Annotated in this window: 14 protein-coding genes and 1 pseudogene; 14 read left to right on the top strand and 1 reads right to left on the bottom strand. The window is 65.9% G+C overall.

Annotation, left to right across the window (positions count from 1 at the left end):
• The first annotated feature begins 28 nt into the window (after positions 1-28).
• The 14 genes and pseudogenes from tssK (at position 29) to DBV14_RS18440 (ending at position 18799) form a co-directional block, all read left to right on the top strand.
• Positions 29-1384, top strand: a complete 1356-nt coding sequence (gene tssK / locus DBV14_RS18505; protein ID WP_124460764.1) for a type VI secretion system baseplate subunit TssK — start codon at positions 29-31, stop codon at positions 1382-1384.
• Between the two features lie 36 nt (positions 1385-1420).
• Positions 1421-2788: a type VI secretion system protein TssL, long form gene (gene tssL / locus DBV14_RS18500; RefSeq protein WP_124460762.1), complete on the top strand. Its 1368-nt coding sequence runs from the start codon at positions 1421-1423 to the stop codon at positions 2786-2788.
• 20 nt (positions 2789-2808) lie between these two features.
• Positions 2809-6888 carry a type VI secretion system membrane subunit TssM gene (gene tssM / locus DBV14_RS18495; RefSeq protein WP_124460760.1) on the top strand — a complete coding sequence of 1360 codons (4080 nt, stop codon included), beginning with the start codon at positions 2809-2811 and terminating at the stop codon, positions 6886-6888.
• Positions 6889-6892: 4 nt separating this feature from the next.
• The gene (gene tagF, locus DBV14_RS18490; RefSeq protein WP_124460758.1) at positions 6893-7624 is read left to right on the top strand and encodes a type VI secretion system-associated protein TagF; all 732 of its coding nucleotides are present in this window, start codon (positions 6893-6895) and stop codon (positions 7622-7624) included.
• Positions 7621-8763 (top strand): TagK domain-containing protein, encoded by a 1143-nt coding sequence (locus tag DBV14_RS18485; RefSeq protein ID WP_124460756.1) that lies wholly within the window; start codon positions 7621-7623, stop codon positions 8761-8763. The genes tagF and DBV14_RS18485 overlap by 4 nt, the downstream gene beginning before the upstream one ends.
• Positions 8760-9905: a type VI secretion system baseplate subunit TssG gene (gene tssG / locus DBV14_RS18480; RefSeq protein ID WP_124460754.1), complete on the top strand. Its 1146-nt coding sequence runs from the start codon at positions 8760-8762 to the stop codon at positions 9903-9905. The genes DBV14_RS18485 and tssG overlap by 4 nt, the downstream gene beginning before the upstream one ends.
• A gap of 19 nt (positions 9906-9924) precedes the next feature.
• On the top strand, positions 9925-10989 hold the full coding sequence (locus DBV14_RS18475) for an ImpA family type VI secretion system protein (RefSeq protein ID WP_124460752.1): 1065 nt from the start codon (positions 9925-9927) through the stop codon (positions 10987-10989).
• Positions 10986-11636, top strand: coding sequence for a hypothetical protein (locus DBV14_RS18470; protein ID WP_124460750.1), 651 nt, complete (start codon positions 10986-10988; stop codon positions 11634-11636). The genes DBV14_RS18475 and DBV14_RS18470 overlap by 4 nt, the downstream gene beginning before the upstream one ends.
• A 136-nt stretch (positions 11637-11772) precedes the next feature.
• Entirely contained in the window at positions 11773-12132 is a 360-nt protein-coding gene (clpS, locus tag DBV14_RS18465) for an ATP-dependent Clp protease adapter ClpS (protein ID WP_124460748.1), read from the top strand.
• 67 nt (positions 12133-12199) lie between these two features.
• Complete coding sequence (gene clpA, locus DBV14_RS18460; protein WP_124460746.1) at positions 12200-14521, top strand: ATP-dependent Clp protease ATP-binding subunit ClpA; 2322 nt, start codon at positions 12200-12202, stop codon at positions 14519-14521.
• Between the two features lie 136 nt (positions 14522-14657).
• Positions 14658-16103, top strand: coding sequence for a cardiolipin synthase (cls, locus tag DBV14_RS18455; RefSeq protein ID WP_124460744.1), 1446 nt, complete (start codon positions 14658-14660; stop codon positions 16101-16103).
• On the top strand, positions 16104-17543 hold the full coding sequence (gene sbcB / locus DBV14_RS18450) for an exodeoxyribonuclease I (protein ID WP_124460743.1): 1440 nt from the start codon (positions 16104-16106) through the stop codon (positions 17541-17543).
• Between the two features lie 376 nt (positions 17544-17919).
• A pseudogene (locus tag DBV14_RS34220) lies at positions 17920-18090 on the top strand (DapH/DapD/GlmU-related protein); the annotation flags it as partial.
• A gap of 250 nt (positions 18091-18340) precedes the next feature.
• On the top strand, positions 18341-18799 hold the full coding sequence (locus tag DBV14_RS18440) for a DUF3574 domain-containing protein (protein WP_124460738.1): 459 nt from the start codon (positions 18341-18343) through the stop codon (positions 18797-18799).
• 32 nt (positions 18800-18831) lie between these two features.
• Here DBV14_RS18440 and DBV14_RS18435 read toward each other — a convergent pair whose 3' ends face one another.
• Positions 18832-19341: a GNAT family N-acetyltransferase gene (locus DBV14_RS18435; RefSeq protein WP_124460736.1), complete on the bottom strand. Its 510-nt coding sequence runs from the start codon at positions 19339-19341 to the stop codon at positions 18832-18834.
• Positions 19342-19394 lie beyond the last annotated feature (53 nt).

The raw sequence follows: 19394 nt of genomic DNA, 5'->3' as shown, positions 1-19394 counted from the left end.
CACGGCGCGCAAGCAAACGATCGATTCCATGAGCTGGTACAACAAAGTCGCCTGGAGCGAAGGGCTCTTCCTGCGCCCGCAGCTGTTTCAGCAGCAGGAGCGCTACCTCGAGCATCTCGCGCACAAGCGCACGGCATCGCTCAGCCCTTTCTACTGGGGCTTCAATCACTACAGCATCGACATGGAGTCGCTGTCCCTGGGCAAGCTGGTGCTTGCCAGCGCCGCCGGCATCTTTTCCGACGGCACGCCTTTCGATGCGCCTGGTCAGACCCTGCCGCCCGCACCGCTCACCATCCTGCCGGAGCATCTGGAACAGGTCATTCACCTCGCGGTGCCCATCCGCACGCCCAATGGTGAGGAAACGACTTTCGACGATGCGCTCGCGTCCACGGCATCGCTGGCACGCTTCTCGGTGTTCGACACCGAACTGCGCGATGCAAATTCGGTCGGGCAGGGGCCGAAGACAGTGCAGCTTTCCCGCTTGCGGCTGCGCCTGCTGCCGCAACGCGAGCTCACCGATGCCTGGATAGGGCTTCCGCTCGCCAAGGTCACCGTGCTGCGCTCCGACGGCAGCATTGCCATCGACCCCCATCTGATTCCACCCGTCGCCGGCTATGGTGCAAGCCCTCTGCTCACCGACTGGGTGACCAATCTGCACGGGCTTTGCCGGCTGCGCGCGCAGTCGCTGGCGGGGCGGCTCAGCGGCAACGATGGCAAGTCGAGCGAGGCGGCCGAGGTGTCCGACTTCCTGCTGCTCCAGATTCTCAACCGCTACGAGCCCCTGTTGGAGCATTGGCTGCGCGTTCGGGAGACCTCGCCCGAAGTGCTCTACACCGCGCTGCGCACCTTGAGCGGAGAGCTCGCGACGTTCGTGCGCGCCAGCACGCGTCGCCCCCCGTCGCATCCGGCCTACCAGCACCTGGACCCGTATCTGTCTTTCAGGGCATTGATGGGCGACGTGCAGGCCTTGCTCAATGACGTGCTGGTGCGTAGTGCTCAGAGCATTCCCCTGGCCGAGCGTGCCAACGGCGTGCGCGTGGCAAGTGTCGAGCCCGCCGAGTTGCAAGGCTTTTCCAGCCTGGTGTTCGCCGTCGCTGCCCATGCGCCACCCGATGAACTGGCCAGCCAGTTTCCCGCGCGCTGCAAGGTGGGGCCCAGCGACCGGCTCGCCGAACTCATTCGCACCCACTTGCCGGGCATTCCATTGCAGGCGCTGCCGGTGCCGCCGCGCCAGATTCCCTTCAATGCTGGCTTTGTGTACTTCCAGATCGACCCGCGCGGCCCGCTCTGGGAGCACATGGTGAAGCACGGGGGACTTGCCCTGCACGTGGCAGGAGAGTTTCCGGGCCTGCGGATGGAACTGTGGGGAGTGCGGGAGAAGTGACGCATCGCCTTGCCCATCGATTTTCTTGACGTTCCCATGCTCCACAAAGAAAAAACCGACGAAGCGTCCGAAGACGGCCGCCGCGAGCCGCATGTCGAGCCGCTGGGCGGTGACTCCGCAGCCGCAGACCAGGCACACGGCTTCCGATTGATCTCGGAGCCCTCGGCGCAAGAGCGGCTGGCCGCCGTGATCGCCGCGAAGAATCCCCTGCTCGACGCAGCCGGAACCTTGCTGCGCGCACTGGCCGACATGCCTGCAACACTCGGCGAGGCAGGCGTGCCGGTTCTCCTGCGCCTGCTGGAGCGCGAGGTGGCGAGTTTCCAGGCGCTCTGCAGCAGCGCGCAGATCAGGCACGAACACGTGGTGGCCGCGAGCTATTCGCTCTGCACAGCACTCGACGAGGCAGCCAACAGCACCACGTGGGGTGGTGCCAGGGGCGGGGAGGCCGGCATCTGGGCCGGCCAGCAACTCGCTGCCAAGTTCCATGGCGACACCAAGGGAGGCGACAAGTTCTTCCTTCTGGTCGGCCGCCTGGCAGCGAGCCCGCAGGATCACATCGATCTTCTCGAATTGATGTACCAGATTCTCGGGCTGGGCTTTGAAGGGCGCTTCAGCGCAGCAGCCAACGGGCGGCGGCAACTGGAGACGGTTCGCCATCGGCTGTTCACCTTGCTGGGCACCGGGCGCGGCGATGTGCCCCAGGAACTGTCCCCGCATTGGAAGGGCGTGGGGGCTGGCAAGTTTCGTCTTCTGCGCAGCGTGCCAGTGTGGGTGACGGCATCGCTGCTGGCATTGATCCTGTTCGGTCTGTTCGCCTGGTACAAGTATCAGCTGCTGCGAATGAGCGCCAACGTGGAGCAGCGCATTGCGGCGATCGGCCAGATGCGGCCTCCACCCACGCCGCCAATCAAGCCCTTGCGCTTGAAGGAACTGCTGGCGCCCGAAATTGCACGAGGCACCGTGAGCGTGGAGGAAGACGACCGGCGGAGTGCCGTCACCTTCAAGGGCGACGACATGTTCGTGCCGGGCCAGGCCCGGCTGAACGCCAAGATCCTGCCCGTGCTGGCCAAAGTGGCCAACGAGATCAACCAGGTCTCTGGCACCGTGCAGGTCACGGGCCATTCGGACAACCAGCCGATCAAGACCCGCGAGTTCCCCGACAACCAGGTTCTGAGCGAGAAGCGCGCGGCCGCCGCAGCCGCCGTGCTGCTCGACAAGGGCGTGGTGCCATCGCGCATGCGAACGGAAGGGCGCGGCGACACCATGCCGATCGCCGAGAGTGCAACGGCGGCAGGGCGCGCCAGAAATCGCCGGGTCGACATCGTCGTCACGCAAGGCCAGGGCAGCGCTTCCGTGCAGATGCCCCTGCCGTCGCCCCCACCGTCACCCGCGGCAGGACGCTAGAGGTCGGTCAAAAAGCTCCCATGCACTATCTCAAACAATTCGTGGCGTTCCTGTTCTCGCGGCAGATGCTCGCCTTTCTCGCGATGGTGCTGCTGGCGCTGGCGATCTGGTTCATCGGCCCCCTGCTTGCCGTGGACGGACTGCGGCCGCTGGCGTCGGCCGGCGTGCGCGTCACGTTCATCGTGTTGCTGCTCGTATTTGGCATCCTCTGGCTGGTTTCGGGCCCCTACAGTCTGGTGGGCATCGCGGCGCTGTGCCTGCTGGTGTGGCACGCCGGGCCGCTGCTCGCCATTGGCGATGCGAAGCCGATGGCGCCTGCCTGGGTGCGCGCGACGATCATCGGCGCGATCCTTCTGGCGTGCGCGCTCTACTGGCTCTATCGCCTGTGGCAGGCCCTGCGCGACAGCGAAGACCTGCTCGCGAAATTCCTGAGCTTCGGGCGAGAAGCGAAGAAGGAAGAAACAGGCAAGGAAGAACTCAAGACCGTCACCGCGGCCGTCAACCGGGCCATGGCACAGCTGCGGGGCTTGCGTGACCGTGGTGGTCTGCGCCGCCTTTTCGAGGGAAAGCGTTACCTGTACGAACTGCCCTGGTACATGATCCTGGGCAACTCCGGCGCGGGAAAAACCACGGCACTGCTTAATGCCGGACTGCAATTTCCGCTGGCGCGCCAGATGGGCCAGGCGTCGAAGCGCATGGTGTTCAAGTCGGGGGGCGGCACGCTGCATTGCGACTGGTGGTTCACCAATGACGCAGTGCTCATCGACACTGCCGGCCGCTACACCACGCAGGAAAGCAACCCCGTCACCGATCCCGTCGAGTGGCGCGGCTTTCTTGGCCTGCTGCGCAAGCACCGCACGCGTGCCCCGCTCAACGGCGTGATCGTTGCGATCAACGCGGCCGAATTGCTGACCATGACCGACGTGGAGCGTTCGGAGCATGCAAGCATGGTGCGCGACCGGCTGGCCGATCTGCGCCAGGAGCTGGGTATTCGTTTTCCGGTGTACGTCGTCATCACCAAGATGGACTTGCTGCGCGGGTTCAACGAGTACTTCCAGTCGCTCACCAGCGAAGGACGGGCCCAGACATGGGGTTTCACACTGCCGTTCCACGGCATGAAGAGCTCCCGCGCCGCGGCGGAAGGACGCGAGTCCTTGCGGGCGCAGGTCGAGATCGAACTTGCACTGCTCAAAGACCGGCTTGCCGCCGGCCTGCATGCGCGACTGAACGAAGAGTTCGATGTCGATCGTCGCAAGCGCCTGTTTGCATTGCCGCAGGAACTGGCCGGCCTTGCCGTGCCACTCGCTCCAATGCTCGACGAGATCTTTCTTGCATCGCGTTTCGACAAGACGCAGCTGCACGACACGCTGCGCGGTGTCTATTTCACGAGCGGCGCACAGTCCGACGTTGATCTGCCAGCCGATCCCGGTACGCTGCTCCAGCGACTGCAGCGCGGCCTGGGCTTGTCGCCCCAGGGGGGCGCGGAAACGGCGCCCGGCGACGTGGCACGAGCCAAGACGACGCCCGTGGGGCAACAGGGCTTCTTCCTGCAGGACCTGCTGACCAGGGTGATCTTCCCCGAAGCGCATCTCGTGCGGCCGAATCTGCGCTGGGAGTTCCGTTTTCGTTTGCTGCGCCTGACGGGGCACGCGCTGGCTGTGGTGATCTTCCTGTGGCTGGCCGGTGCACTGGCGCTGAGCTTCGGCAACAACCGCGACTACCTCGCCACAGTGAGCCAGCGCACGGATGCGCTCGCTGGGCAGGTGCGCGCACTGTTCGCCAGTTTCAAGCCGGCGGGCGTGCCCGATGTGCTCAATGCGGCGCGCGAACTGCCTGCCTATTCGGGGCTCGATATCGACAACCCGCCCGGCAGTTTTCTCTACGGCCTGTACACCGTGCCTCCCGTGCTGCGCGTGACGGGCGAGACCTACGACCAGCTTCAGGACCACACCCTGCTGCCGACCATTCTTCGGCGAATGGAGACCGTGCTCGTGCAGAGCATGAAGGACGGAGATGCCAAGACCGCCTACGAAACGCTGCGCGTCTACAAGCTCCTGCACGACAAGGAGCGCTATCTGAAGGGTGGTGCACGTGACGTGCGCAACTGGGTGCTGAAAGATTGGGAAAAGGCCGACAGCGCCGCAGCTTTCGGCGGACGCGCCTCGATGGTCGGGCACGTGAACGCACTGTTCTCCGGTGAGCGGCCGGTGCAGTCGGCTGTGCTGCCCAATGACGCATTGGTGCGCTCGGTGCAGGATTTCCTGAACAGCAATACATCGACGCAGCGTGTCTACGAGCGCGCCAAGGCGGCCATGCTGCCCGAAGCTCCTCAGGAGTTCACGCTGGTGCGCGCCGTGGGGCCGCAGGCCGGCACCGTGTTTTCGCGAGCTGGCGGGCTGCCGTTGGAGAAAGGCGTGCCCGGCCTTTTTACCTACGACGGCTATCACGACGTCTTCAACAAGCGCCTGCCCGAGTTCGTGGGGCGGGCACTCGACGACGATGCCTGGGTCATGGGGCGCGGCGCCGCCGCTGGCGCATTTGCAGGGAGTTCCAGCGCCGGTTCCAGGACTGCGGGCCAATTGGTGGACGAGGCCGCGCGCAAGCTGCAGAACGATCCCTTGCTCGACGAAGTTCGCCGCCAGTACCTGGCCGAGTACGCCCAGCATTGGGAGTCCTTCCTGGAATCGATTCGCACGGTCAGCGGCAGCGACACCACAGGTGGCAGCCTGGGCTTCGATCTCAGCGTGTTGAGGCAATTCGCTGCGCCCGATTCGCCGTTGGCAAGGCTGGCCCGCGCCGCGGCCCGCGAAACCACGTTGTCGCGTCCGCTGGTCGTGCGCACGCAAGAGGAAAAGGGCTTTCTCGACAAGGCCACCGACGAGCTCAACAAGCAGACCAGTGCCATTGGCAGGAACCTCGGCATCCGGGCAGAAGAACGGCTTGAAAAACAGATCGTCGACAACCGCTTCGCCGCATTGCGCGAAGTGGTCACCGGCCAGCCCGACATCGGCGCCGGCAATGTGGGCGTGGCAGGCGCCAAGCCCGGGCTCGAAACAATCTCCGGCCTCGTCAACGAGTTCTACACCGTGCTGGTCGTGGCCGACACGGCGCTCGCGGCCGGAAGCCTGCCGCCGGGTGGGGCGGAAGTAGGCGCGCGCCTGAAGCTGGAGGCCGGGAAGCTCCCGGCGCCGTTTCGCGAAGTGCTGACCGCACTCGCCACGAGCGGCGGCGACAAGGTGGTGCTCGGCGCGACCGGCATATTGCGCAACCAGGCGCAGTCGCAACTGGACCGCATCATGGGCCTGATGGCGATGCAGGTCAGCGAGCCTTGCAAGCGCGGGGTGGAAGGGCGCTATCCGCTGGCCTCGGTGGCGCAAGACGCGTCCATCGAAGACTTCACGCTGGTCTTCGCCGTGGGTGGCGCTGCCGACGAGTTCTTCAACAAGTACCTGGCGTCGTATGTCGACACCAGCGTCCGGCCCTGGCGCTACAAGGACCCAAACGTAGCGCAGGCGTTGGCTGGCGCCGAAGGTGCCACGGCTGTTGCGGGCGGCACAGTGCAGGCGCCCCCTCCCGTGGCAACGGGCCCGACCCTGCTCGGAGAACTTCTCAAGCTGCTGGCCCAGAGCGGCCCGAGCCTCGACGCCTTCTATCGGGCACAACAGATTCGCGACTTGTTCTTTCGCGATGCGGGCGGCAAGAAGCTGGCCTGGAAGATGGACCTGCGGGTGCTCGAACTCGAACCCGCCATCACCGACCTGATCATCGATATCGATGGCCAGGGCCAGCGCTATGTCCACGGCCCGGTGCAGGCATTCAGCATTGCCTGGCCGGGGCCGCGCGGCGGCGCGATGGCCGAAATCACGGCCAATCCCCGTATCTCGGGCCCGACCTCGACGCTTCTGGCCAGCGGTCCATGGGCACTGTTCCGGCTGCTGGAGCGGGGGCGCATCGTGAACACGGCGACGCCGGGGCGCCTGAGCGTCGAGTACGTTTTCGACGGCCGCAAGGCCCTCATCGACCTCAACAGCGGCAGCCAGCCGAACCCGCTCGGCAGCGACGTGCTCAAGGGCTTCCGCTGTCCTGGCCGAGCGGCCTGAAACCATGTGGGAGCCGCTGCGTTCTCTCTGGCGCGCGACGCCGCCAGCTATCTGGGGCAAGCTGCCGGGCCATGCCGACTTCGTTCGCAGCGGCATGCGCCACGGTGAGTCGGAGGCCTGGATGCCCTGGCTGGCCCAGCAAAGCCGCAACGCCGGTGCCGATGCCACCGCCCGGGCGGTGGCCGTTCCTGTCGCGTTTGTCCTGCCTCCCGGCACGCTGGCATTTGCGCGCCAGCGTTTCGTTCTGGGTGTCATCGCGCCGTCCATCGACAAGGTGGGGCGACACCATCCCTTGGTGATCTACCAGCAGGCGCACCCGCGCTGGGTCAAGGCTCATTTCGAGGCGCAGTTATGGCAGCCGCTGGATTGGCAGTTCTGGCTGGCGCGCGCCGTTGCCCGACACACGCGCGCGCAGGGCTCCGCCGATCTTCGCGCGCTGGAGCGCACGGTGCGGGCGCTCTGGCGTGAGCAGATGCAGTCGACGGACGCTTCTTCAGCGATCACTGCCGACGCGCGCCGTCACCGGACTCAGGCATTGCTCGATAACTCTGCTGGCCCTGCGCCCTTGAACGATCCGGCCGCGCAACTGCACGGCGTTCGCTATCTTCCCTGGACCAACTGGCCCGCGCGTTTGCAGGGCACCCGCGTCGAAAGCGCGTTCTGGCAGCAGGACTCCGAGGGGCGCTTCATCGGCGCAGCCAACAGGTTGCAAAGGCTGTGGGGAGGCGCGCCTTGAGCATCTCGGTCCCGCGCCCCAACGATGAGTTGGTGGCATCGTTGTGCCTGCGGCTCACCCACAGCGGCGGTGAAGCGCGCCAGGGCGCCATGCGAATTTCCTCCTCTGGCGTCGGCATGGCCGATGCGCTCCAGTTGTGCGGCGAACGCCAGAGCGAGGCCCAATGGCGTGTCGCCAACATGTGCCGAATCGGATGGCGCAATGCGGCGGAGGGATGGCAGCTGACCAACGACAGCTTCACGCTGATGTGCGTGCACAACGGCAAGCGCGTGGAGGGTGGGGCGTCGGTCTTGATCGCCCTTGGCGATACGCTTGAACTGGGGCTTCTGCGGTTCATGGTGGACGCGGGTGCGGATGAACGGACCGCCGAACCGCCGCAGAAGGGCGATGCGTCACCGGCCCCGCATCGGACAACTGACACGACAGCCCACACCCTGGAAGTCCCGGAGCCCGGAACTCCCCTCGACCGCGAACCGCCTGCCTTCGACTTGCGCGACCTCGCTGCCCGTGCTGTCCAGTCCGGCAGCCTGGAATCCCAGACCGATGCGCTGGCAGATCCTTTCGGCATGCTGGACATTGCCGGCGTGCAGTCTCGTCCAACGGCGGACGTGCTGGCCGAACTGCTTGGTGAGATTCGGCGACCGACGGCGAGTGCGGCACTCGCAGCGCACACCAACGCGCCGCCCCCGGCACGAGACCATTCCACGGCCTTGCTCGACGAACTGCACGACGAGTTCGTTCGCGTCGTCCGGGACCCGGACCAGCTCGCGGGCCGCACCGACTGGGAAGGTTTTCTTGCCTTCGACACAGAGCCCGCACCTTCGCTGGACGAGCTGCGCAAGCAGGCCGAGCCCTATGCGCTGCTGCGCGACATCCTGCAACCGCGCGAGCACATCGACCGGACCATCGACGATTTCGAACCGCTCGCCAAGTCCGGCTTGCTCGATACGGCGCATCCTGAAGACGCGCTGGGCCTGTTTGCGCCCGAACTGGTCCGTGACGGCAGAGCCGCCTTGCCCAGCCTGACGCGGCGGGAGCATCACGAGCTTTCACCGGACAGCCATGTCCACATCGGCGCGGCCCGCGCCAGTGATGACGACAGCAACGGCGCCGGCCATGGCGAAGGGCCTGCCCGATGAAGCCGGACGCCGGGGGCGACCTGCAGGAAATGCTCGGCCGGTTGCGCCAGACACCCTGGAAATTCGGCTTCCTGGCGTTGCTGCGGCGCTTCGGTGCCTCCCATCCGCAGCACCCGCCCATCGGGCTTGCCAGGCGCCCGCAGCAGGAGCCATTTCGCCTCGGACAGACAGCGGCGCTGGCTTTCGCACCGAGAGAGATCGCCGGCGCCGTGCTGCCCGGAGAGTCGGCGCCGCGCATGCTGGGAGACTCCAATCCGCACGCGGGCAACAACCCGGCGCTTCCGATGGTCCGGGTCTATGGCTTGGGACTGCTCGGCCCCAACGGGCCGCTGCCGCTCCACTACACGGAGCTCGTGCGGGACAGGACCGAGAACCACAACGACAGCACGCTCGCGGACTTTCTCGACCTGTTTCATCACCGCTACCTCACGCACATGTACCGGGCGTGGGCCCAGAGCCAGGCTGCGGCGGGGCTGGACCGCGCCGAAGACGAAGTTTTCAGCGGCTACATCGCGCGGCTGACCGGGCACGACCCGCTGGAAATCCGCGATTCGGTGCTGCCTGCGCATGCCCGCCTGGCCGCCTCCACGCACCTTGGCCGCGAGGCCCGCAACCCTGACGGGCTGGCCGCAACGCTGGCACGTTTCTTCGCGGTTCCGGTGCAGCTGCAGGAGTTCGTGCTGCACTGGATACGCATCGACGAGGAAGACCAGAGCCATCTGGGCCAGGCGCGCACCTCCAGCGTCATGGGCGTGGGGGCGATTGCGGGGGAGGTTGTCGCGGACCGGCAGAACAAGTTCCGGCTCGTGCTCGGCCCGTTGAGCCTCGACCAGTACCTGCGCTTCACGCCGCAGGGACGAGACCTGCCGCTGCTGGTCGAGTGGGTACGGGGTTTCGTCGGCTACGAGTTTGTCTGGGAGGTGGAGCTGCGTGTGCGCAACGACAGCACGCCACCCGCCCGGCTCGAAGACACAGAAAAGCTCGGCTGGTCGACCTGGCTTGGCGGCTCGGAAGGGGCGGCGCTGCATGGCGACAACGGCCCCACGGCATCCCCGCGCTCCAGCTACACCGTCGGGATGGTGTTCGAGCCCGAGCAATACATCGGTTCGCGCTATCGCAATCACGCCTCGTCTGCCTCTTGAATTCTCCACCCGTACTTTCATGACTGTCGCTGCCATCTCTGCCTTTCAGACGGTTCTGACCGCTCCCGATCCTTCCGTGCCAAACGGAGCGCCAGGCGATCTCGTATCGGAATGGCTGCGGCCCCTCGGCGCCGCAGACCCTTGCGGACCCAGCCTCGAATACGACGCCGAATACGCGGTGCTGCTTTCCCGCATGTCTCCGCGCGTGGATGCGCAGTACGGGCAGTTCGTCGGCACGCCGGAGGCTTCCAACTGGGCTGAGATCGAGCGCGACTGCCGCCGCCTGCTGCTGCGCACCCGGGACATCAACCTGCTCGTCTGGCTGTGCCGTGCCCGCACAAGGCTTGCCCAGGCTGCGGGGCTCGCACAGTCCCTGGCTGTGTTGGCCGAGGTGCTCCAGGCCTGGCCCGACGCGGTGCATCCGCAGCTCGTGGTCGAAGGGGAGCGCGATCCCGCGGTGCGCGCCAATGCCCTGGCGGCGCTGGCCGATCCCGAGGGCCTGCTGGGCGACGTGCGCGAGATCGTCGTGGCCGCCAATGCGGCCAGGCACCTGACCGTGCGCGAGGTCGAGCGTGCCTGGCTGGTGCCCCGTCCGGCCGATGTGCCCAGCCCCGAATCGGTGATGCAGCAACTTGCGCAACTGCACCATGCGGCGCAGGCCGATGCCCAGGCGCCGGTGAGCTTGCTGGCCGAAGCTTCGCGGTTCGCACAACAGATCGTCGATTGGTCAGTGGCCCACCTGGGGCAGGACGCGCCGTCGTTGCAGCCACTGCTCCGGCTGCTGAAACCGTTCGAGCAGGTGGTGGTTCCGGTTGCGGAGGTCGAGGCCGTCGCGTCGGGCGAAACATTCCAAAGCTTGGCCGCGCCCCGGTTTACCGGGAGCGGCGTCGCCACCCGCGGCGACGTCCAGCGCAGCATTCGCACAGCGCGCGAATGGTTCGAAGACCATGAGCCGAGCAGCCCGGTGGCCGTGCTGCTCAGGCAAGCCGAACGCATGGTCGGAAGGCGCTTTGCGCAGGTCGCAGACGCGATTCCGCTCGATCTGCTGAGGAAATGGGACGCAGAGGGGGACGCGCCTCAATGAAAGAAAGCCAGCTCGGCCTGCTGATCGCCTGTTTTGCTGTGGGGATGCTGGGAGTCCTGCTGGGCGCCTGGAAGCAGCAGCGCAGCCATCGCGCGCAGCTCGATGCCCAGAGCCATGCCTTCGACCTCGCCCGGGGACAGGTCAGCCGGGATCTGCAACGGGCTTTGTTGTGCGTGCCGCAGTCGATGCAGCAATCCATGCGGGTCGAACTCGAGCTGCTGGGCAGGCAGCAGGCGGAGCGCTGGAAAGAGCAGCTTCGTGAACAGTGCCGCTGGCAGGCCGAACAGGACGCGTTGAGGCGGGCCGAATGGCAGGCGTTGCTGCGTGGCCTTTCGCAACTGCCGGGCGTGCCGCCAACGGTTGTCGTTCCGCCGGTGCGGCCAGCGCCTTCGCCTGCGCCTGTCGTGCGGACGCCTGCCCCGAGGCCGGCACCGGTGCCGCCATCGCCCCGGCCGCCGGAGTGGTCGGACGCGCCGCTGCGGCAACCTGCGGCGGTAAATGCGGCGGTAAATGCGGCGCCCGAAGAGCCCGAGCGGCAACTCAGCGACGAAGAAATCGACGCCTTGCCGCCCGATTTGCCCGCGCCAAGCCGGCTTTCAGGCCGAAAATTGCCGGCGCCCAAAGGGCCCACCCTGCGCAATATCTAGCAAGACCGGCAGCCTGCCGGTTTTTTTATGCCGTTCGTGCTGTCGCAGACGGCGCAAGCCCCTTGATTTGTCGAATATGCGCCACCAAGTCTTCGAGCGTCGGCACGGTGCTTGCACGCTCTATAGAATCTTTTTCATGGCAACGAGAATTCCCAAGACTCCCAATACCCCGCCGGCGCAGAAACCGGCCGGGGACGACGGAGATTCGGTCGTTTTGGAGCGCCGGCCGCAGAAAACTGCGCCGCCCCAGATGTACCAGGTGGTCATGCTGAACGACGACTACACGCCGATGGAGTTCGTGATCGTCGTGCTGCAGGAATATTTCAGCAAGGACCGCGAGACCGCGACCCAGATCATGCTCAAGATCCACCTCGATGGCCGAGGCGTCTGTGGGGTTTATTCCCGCGACATGGCGGCCACCAAGGTCAACCAGGTGATGGAAGCAGCGCATCAGGCCGGGCACCCGCTGCAGTGTGTCAGCGAGCCTGTTGCATGAACCTGTTGAATTGCGCAAGCTCCAACCCATCTGAGAACTTATTTACAGCAAGGCAAAAGGAAATCACATGATTGCCCAGGAACTGGAAGTCAGCTTGCACATGGCCTTCGTCGAGGCCAGGCAGCAGCGCCACGAGTTCATCACCGTGGAGCATCTGTTGCTCGCTTTGCTGGACAACCCGAGCGCCGCGGAAGTTTTGCGTGCCTGCTCGGCGAACGTCGACGACCTGCGGGCGTCGCTCACCAACTTCATCAAGGACAACACGCCCCAGGTGGCGGGTACCGACGATGTAGACACCCAGCCCACGCTGGGTTTCCAGCGCGTGATCCAGCGCGCCATCATGCATGTGCAGTCCACCGGCAACGGCAAGAAGGAAGTCACCGGCGCCAATGTGCTGGTCGCGATCTTCGGCGAGAAGGACTCGCACGCGGTGTACTACCTCCACCAGCAAGGCGTCACGCGCCTGGACGTGGTCAATTTCATTGCCCACGGCATCAAGAAGAGCGATCCACCCGAGGCCGTCAAGGGCAGCGGCGAAGCGCCTTCGGGTGAAGGCGAAGAGGGCGGCGGCGAACGCAACGAGAAGGCATCGCCGCTCGAGCAGTTCACGCAGAACCTCAACCAACTGGCCAAGGACGGCAAGATCGATCCGCTGATCGGCCGCGAATACGAGGTCGAGCGCGTCATCCAGATCCTGTGCCGTCGGCGCAAGAACAACCCGCTCCTGGTGGGCGAGGCCGGTGTCGGCAAGACCGCCATTGCAGAGGGCCTGGCCTGGCGCATCACGCAGGGCGACGTGCCGGAGATCCTCGCCGAGGCGCAGGTCTATTCGCTCGACATGGGCGCATTGCTGGCCGGCACCAAGTACCGCGGCGATTTCGAACAGCGCCTGAAGGGCGTGCTCAAGTCGCTGAAGGACAAGCCGAACGCCATTCTGTTCATCGACGAAATCCACACCCTCATCGGTGCGGGCGCGGCCTCGGGCGGCACGCTCGATGCGTCGAACCTGCTCAAGCCGGCGCTCTCGAGCGGTCAGCTCAAGTGCATCGGCGCGACCACCTTCACCGAGTACCGCGGCATCTTCGAAAAAGACGCGGCCTTGTCGCGTCGTTTCCAGAAGGTCGACGTGGTCGAGCCGACGGTGCAGGAAACCGTCGACATCCTGAAGGGCCTGAAGTCGCGCTTCGAGGAACACCATGGCGTCAAGTACGCCGTGGCTGCCCTGCAGGCCGCGGCCGAGCTGAGCGCCAAGTACATCAATGACCGTCACCTGCCCGACAAGGCCATCGACGTCATCGACGAAGCCGGCGCTGCCCAGCGCATCCTGCCGCCGAGCAAGCGCAAGAAGACCATCAGCAAGGCCGAGGTCGAGGAAATCGTCGCGAAGATCGCGCGCATTCCCCCGGCCAACGTCAGCAACGACGACCGCGGCAAGCTGCAGACCATCGAGCGCGACCTCAAGAGCGTGGTGTTCGGCCAGGACAAGGCACTCGAAGTGCTGGCCTCCGCGGTCAAGATGGCGCGCTCCGGCCTGGGCAAGGGCGACAAGCCGATCGGCTCGTTCCTGTTCTCCGGCCCCACGGGCGTCGGCAAGACCGAAGCCGCGAAGCAGCTTGCCTACATCATGGGCATCGAGCTGATCCGCTTCGACATGTCGGAGTACATGGAGCGCCATGCGGTGAGCCGTCTTATTGGCGCGCCCCCGGGCTACGTCGGTTTCGACCAGGGCGGCCTGCTGACCGAAGCCGTCACCAAGAAGCCGCACTCGGTGCTGCTGCTCGACGAAATCGAGAAGGCGCACCCGGACATCTTCAACGTGCTGCTGCAGGTCATGGACCACGGCACGCTGACGGACAACAACGGGCGCAAGGCCGACTTCCGCAACGTCATCGTCATCATGACGACCAACGCGGGTGCCGAGACCATGAACAAGGCGACCATCGGCTTCACCAACCCGCGCCAGGCGGGCGACGAAATGGGCGACATCAAGCGCCTGTTCTCGCCTGAATTCCGCAACCGGCTGGATGCCATCGTCAACTTCAAGCCGCTCGATGAAAACGTCATCCTTCGCGTGGTCGACAAGTTCCTGCTGCAGCTCGAAACGCAACTGGCCGAGAAGAAGGTCGAAGTCACCTTCAGCGACAAGCTGCGCAAGCACCTGGCGAAGAAGGGCTTCGATCCGCTGATGGGCGCCCGCCCGATGCAGCGCCTGATCCAGGACACGATCCGTCGTGCACTGGCCGACGAACTGCTCTTCGGCCGCCTGACCGACGGCGGCCGCCTCGAAGTCGACCTCGACGACAAGGACGAAGTGCTGCTCGACATCCAGCCGCTGCCGAAGAAGGAAGGCAAGTCCAAGCCCGAAGCGGAAGAAGCCGCCGCGGGTTAAGCAAGACAGGCGAACGAACTGGGCAATCCGTGGCCAACGAGGCCGCGGAACCGCCCCCAAAGGCCGGTAGCATCACGCTGCCGGCCTTTTTCTTTGGACGGTACAACGCCGCAGCGGCCTCAATCATCTACTCCCCTTGATCCTCCCCGAACTCAGCCACGAATGGAAAACCGGCCTCTCCCTGGCGTGGAGCGGCTACATCGCCGTGCTGTCGGTCTGGATCGTGATGCAGAAGCGCGCGCCGGTGTCGACCATGAGCTGGATCCTGTCGCTGGCGCTGCTGCCTTTCGCGGGTTTCGTCATCTACTACTTCCTCGGGCCGCAGCGGCTGCACAAGCAGCGGCTCAAGCGCCTGCGCAACCGGGCCAGTGCCTATGCCCAGGCCGACCTTGCGCGGCTGCGCGACGTGGCGCAGAACGCGCCGCCCGCGCTGCAGCAGATGGCGCGGCTGGGCACCGCGACCTGTGGGCTGCCGGTGTCGAGCGTCACCGGCGTGGAGTTGCTGTCGGGCGGCGCGCGCACCTTCGATGCGATCTTCGACGCGGTGCGTGCGGCGCAAGACCACATTCACCTCGAGTACTACATCTTCGAGCCCGACAAGATCGGCACCGCGCTGCGCGACCTGCTGATCGAACGCGCCAAGGCGGGCGTGACGGTGCGCCTGCTGATCGACGCGCTGGGCTCCAAGCGCATCGGCCGCAAGTTCATGGCGCCGTTGCACGAAGCCGGCGTGAAGGTGGCGCTGTTCCACGACACCAAGATCGGCCGCCGCCTGCGCCCGGTGACCAACTACCGCACCCACCGCAAGATCGTGGTGTGCGACGGCCGCGTGGGCTTCACGGGCGGCGTGAACATCACCGACGAAGAAGACAAGCGCACCAACCCCGACGCCTACCACGACGTGCACCTGCGCATCGAGGGCAGCGCGGTGCGCTGGCTGCAGACCACCTTTCTCGAAGATTGGACCTACGCCACCGGCGAAGACCCGCGCGGCATGGACGCCACCATGGAGGCCATGCTGCCGCAGTTGGAGGCCGGCGATATTCCCGTGCAGATCGTCACCAGCGGCCCCGACAACACGCTGGAAGCCATCCACCGCATGCACGTCGAGGCGATCCATTCGGCCACCACCCGCGCCTGGCTCACCACGCCGTACTTCGTGCCCGGCGAGCCCGCGCTGATGGCACTCACCAGCGCCGCGCTGCGCGGTGTCGATGTGCGCCTGCTGGTGCCGCGGCGCAGCGACTCGGCCATCGTGAGTGCCGCCGCGCGCTCGTATTTCGACGAACTCATCGCCGCGGGCGTGAAGGTCTGGGAGTACAAGGCGCGCATGCTGCACTCCAAGACCTTGGTGGTCGATGATCATTGCGCGATGATCGGCACCGCGAATTTCGACAACCGCAGCTTCCGGCTCAACTTCGAGGTCTGCGCCGTGGTCTATGGTCCGGCTCTGGCCCGGCCGCTGGCCTCGCAGTTCGAAACCGACCTGCACAGTTCCGGCTCGGTGCGCGCCCACCGGCCACAGAATTTCTGGCGTCGCCTCGGCGATTCCATTGCGCGCTTGTTTTCACCCTTGCTCTGAATGAACCACACCTTTCTCTGGCACGACTACGAAACCTTCGGCGCGGTGCCGCGCCGCGACCGGCCCTCGCAGTTCGCCGCCATCCGCACCGACGCCGAGCTGAACGAAGTCGGCGAGCCGCTCATGGTCTATTGCAAGCCCGCGCCGGACTACCTGCCCAGCCCCGAAGCCTGCCTCATCACCGGCATCACGCCGCAGGTGTGCCTGGAGCGCGGTATTCCCGAATATGAATTCGCCGCGCAGATCGAGCAGGCTTTTTCGCAGCCCGGCACCATCGGCGTGGGCTACAACACCATCCGCTTCGACGACGAGGTCACGCGCTTCCTGTTCTGGCGCAACCTCATCGATCCGTATGCCCGTGAATGGCAGAACGACTGCGGCCGCTGGGACCTGCTCGACGTGGTGCGCCTCACGTATGCGCTGCGCCCCGATGGCATCGAGTGGCCGAAGAAGGAAGACGGCAAGCCCAGCTTCAAGCTCGAAGACCTGGCGCGCGCCAACGGCTTGCTGCACGAGTCGGCGCACGATGCGTTGTCCGACGTGCGCGCCACCATCGCGCTGGCCCGGCTCATTCGCGACAAGCAGCCCAAGCTGTTCGACTTTGCCTTCGGCCTGCACCGCAAGGACCGCGTGGCCAGTGAACTCGGCTTGCCCGCGATGCGCGAGACCGCCAAGCCCTTCCTGCACGTGTCGGGCATGTTCCCGGCGGAGCGCGGCTGCCTCGCCGTCATGTGGCCGCTGGCGAGCCACCCCACCAACAAGAACGAACTGCTCGCCTGGGACCTGTCGCACGACCCCAGCGAGCTGCGCGACATCGATGCCGATACGCTGCGCCTTCGCATGTTCACCCGTACCGCCGACCTGCCCGAAGGCGTGGTGCGGATTCCCGTGAAGGGCATTCACCTGAACAAGTCGCCCATGGTGGTCGGCAACCTGCGCACGTTGGCGCCGGCCATGGCCGAGCGCTGGGGCGTCGATCTCGACACGGCCATGCGCCACGCCGCCATCGCGCGCGATCTGCCCGACATGAGCGCCATCTGGTCGAAGGTGTACGCCCGGCCGAAGGAAGACGCGCCCGATGTCGACGAAGACCTGTACGGCGGTTTTGTTGGCAACGCCGACCGCCGGCGCCTGAACCAGCTGCGCGCGCTGTCGCCCGAGGAACTGGCGAAAGACCGCACCGGCTTCGACGACGGGCGGCTTGACGAAATTTTGTTTCGCTACCGCGCGCGCAACTGGCCCGAGCTGTTGGGCCCTGAAGAAATCGAGCGCTGGGAGGCGTTGCGCGTCGCGCGGCTGTTCAAGGGCGAGGGTGGGGCGCGCACCATCGAGCAGCTGTTCAGCGAAGTCGATGCGCTCTCCGAAACCGCCGACGAACGCGGCGAAGAAATTCTTGGCGCGCTCTACGAGTACGCCGAGGCCATCGCGCCCGAAGCCTGACAGACGGCCAGACCCGGCGCGCGCACGGCCCATGATTCTCAACATCACCCCCGAGCTTTCGCCGGCGCTCGAGCCGCATGGGTTGTTTCTTGCACCGGGCGTCGTGCTGTCCCTGCCTTTTCGCTACGAGACGCCGGTGCGCCTGTGGCCGGGCGTTCACATGTACGGCGTGTCGGTCGGCGCCTATTCGTATGTCGCGCCCGGGGTCCAGTTGCACCAGATGCAGATCGGACGTTATTGCTCGATAGGCGACAGCCTGAACCTGCTGAGCCAGCATCCGACGGACTGGCTCACGGCGCACCCGTTTTCGCACCAGCACATCTTCCCCGAGCCGTTCCGCAATTCGGCCATCGAGCCGTATCCGCAACTGAAGCCCACGGTGATCGGCAACGACGTCTGGATCGGCTCGCGGGTGAGCCTCAAGGGCGGCGTGACCATCGGCGACGGCGCAATGATCGGCGCCGGCGCGGTGGTGACCAAGGACGTGCCGCCGTTCGCGATCATCGGCGGCGTGCCCGCGCGCGTGATCCGCCGGCGCTTTGCCGACGCACTCATCGACCGCATCCAGGCCTGCCCGTGGTGGGAGTGGGACCTGCGCGAACTGCCGCTCGACTGGCGGCACCCGGAAGCGGCCCAGGCCACGCTGGAAGCCGCCGTGGCCGAAGGGCGTGCCGTGCGATGGACTCCAGGGTGGCGCCAGCTCGAATTCGGCACGCCGGCCGAAGAGGGGCAGGGCGCACCGCTTGTTTTCCGGCACCTGTGACCGACTGACCCAGGGAGCGAGGGTTTTCTTTCTCATGACGCAACTGTTTATCTCTCGTCGCACCAAGGCCGCGGCCTGCATCGCGGCGGGCACCGTGATGCTCTCCGCGTTGGCGGGGTGCGGCGCCTTGCCACCGACGAACGCGTCGGCCAAGGCGTGCGCCACCGGCTTCGACAGCGTCGAGCGCGACACGCTCTATTTCGGCCGTGCCATCCCCGCAGGCGGCCAGGTTTCCGATGCCCAGTGGACCGCCTTCCTAGACGCCACGGTGACGCCCGCGTTCCCGCAGGGCCTGACGGTGATCGACGCCACCGGCCAGTGGCGCGGTGCTTCGGGCGGCGTGGTGCGCGAGCCTTCGAAGCTCGTGGTGTTGCTGCACCCGCGCAGCGCCAAGGACGACGAAGCCATCGCCACGATCATCGACACCTACCGCAAGAATTTCGGCCAGGAGGCAGTCTTGCAGGAGAGGCAATCCGCCTGCGTGCGCTTCTGACCGGAAAGCCGTGGGCGCCTGTCGCCTGTGGCTTATCTGTTTCGCACCAGCAGCAGGGCGGGGCCGTCGGGCGTCATCACTTCCCCGTGCTCATGAAACCCGGCCTTGAGGCTGCAGCGGATCGCGCGCAGATTGCGCGGTGATGGATCGGTCTGCACCTTGGTCACCGCCGGGTCGAGAAACAGCCGTTCGACGAACGCCCGGATCATGGCGCTGCCAAGGCCGCGATTCAATTGGTCGGCATGCGCGAGAAACTGGTCGATACCCCGCGCTCCGGGGTCGCGTTCGTCGTCCCACCAGCCGTCGCCCGAGCCCGTGACGACATAGGACTGGATGAAGCCGATGGGCTCGCCGTCGAGCAGCGCGATGTAGCCGCGGTCCGTTGAACCGGGGGCTAGCATCGGTGCGTAGTCGTCGTCGACTTCAGCTTGCGTCGGTGCAGCGCCCCACCACTCGGCTACGTGCTGGCGGCTTAGCCACTCTCGGAGCATTGCGAGGTCGTCTGCTCGCAGGGGGCGGAAGTCCAGGTTTTCGTACGGCATCTGTTTAGGGCGCGAGGTTCGTTTCGCTCATTCGTTCGGGGCGCGTGCGACTG

This window comes from Variovorax sp. KBW07 (assembly GCF_003852515.1).
GTDB lineage: Bacteria > Pseudomonadota > Gammaproteobacteria > Burkholderiales > Burkholderiaceae_C > Variovorax.
The sequence above is the reverse complement of the archived record's forward strand: the minus strand, read 5'-3'. Positions and strand labels throughout refer to the sequence as shown.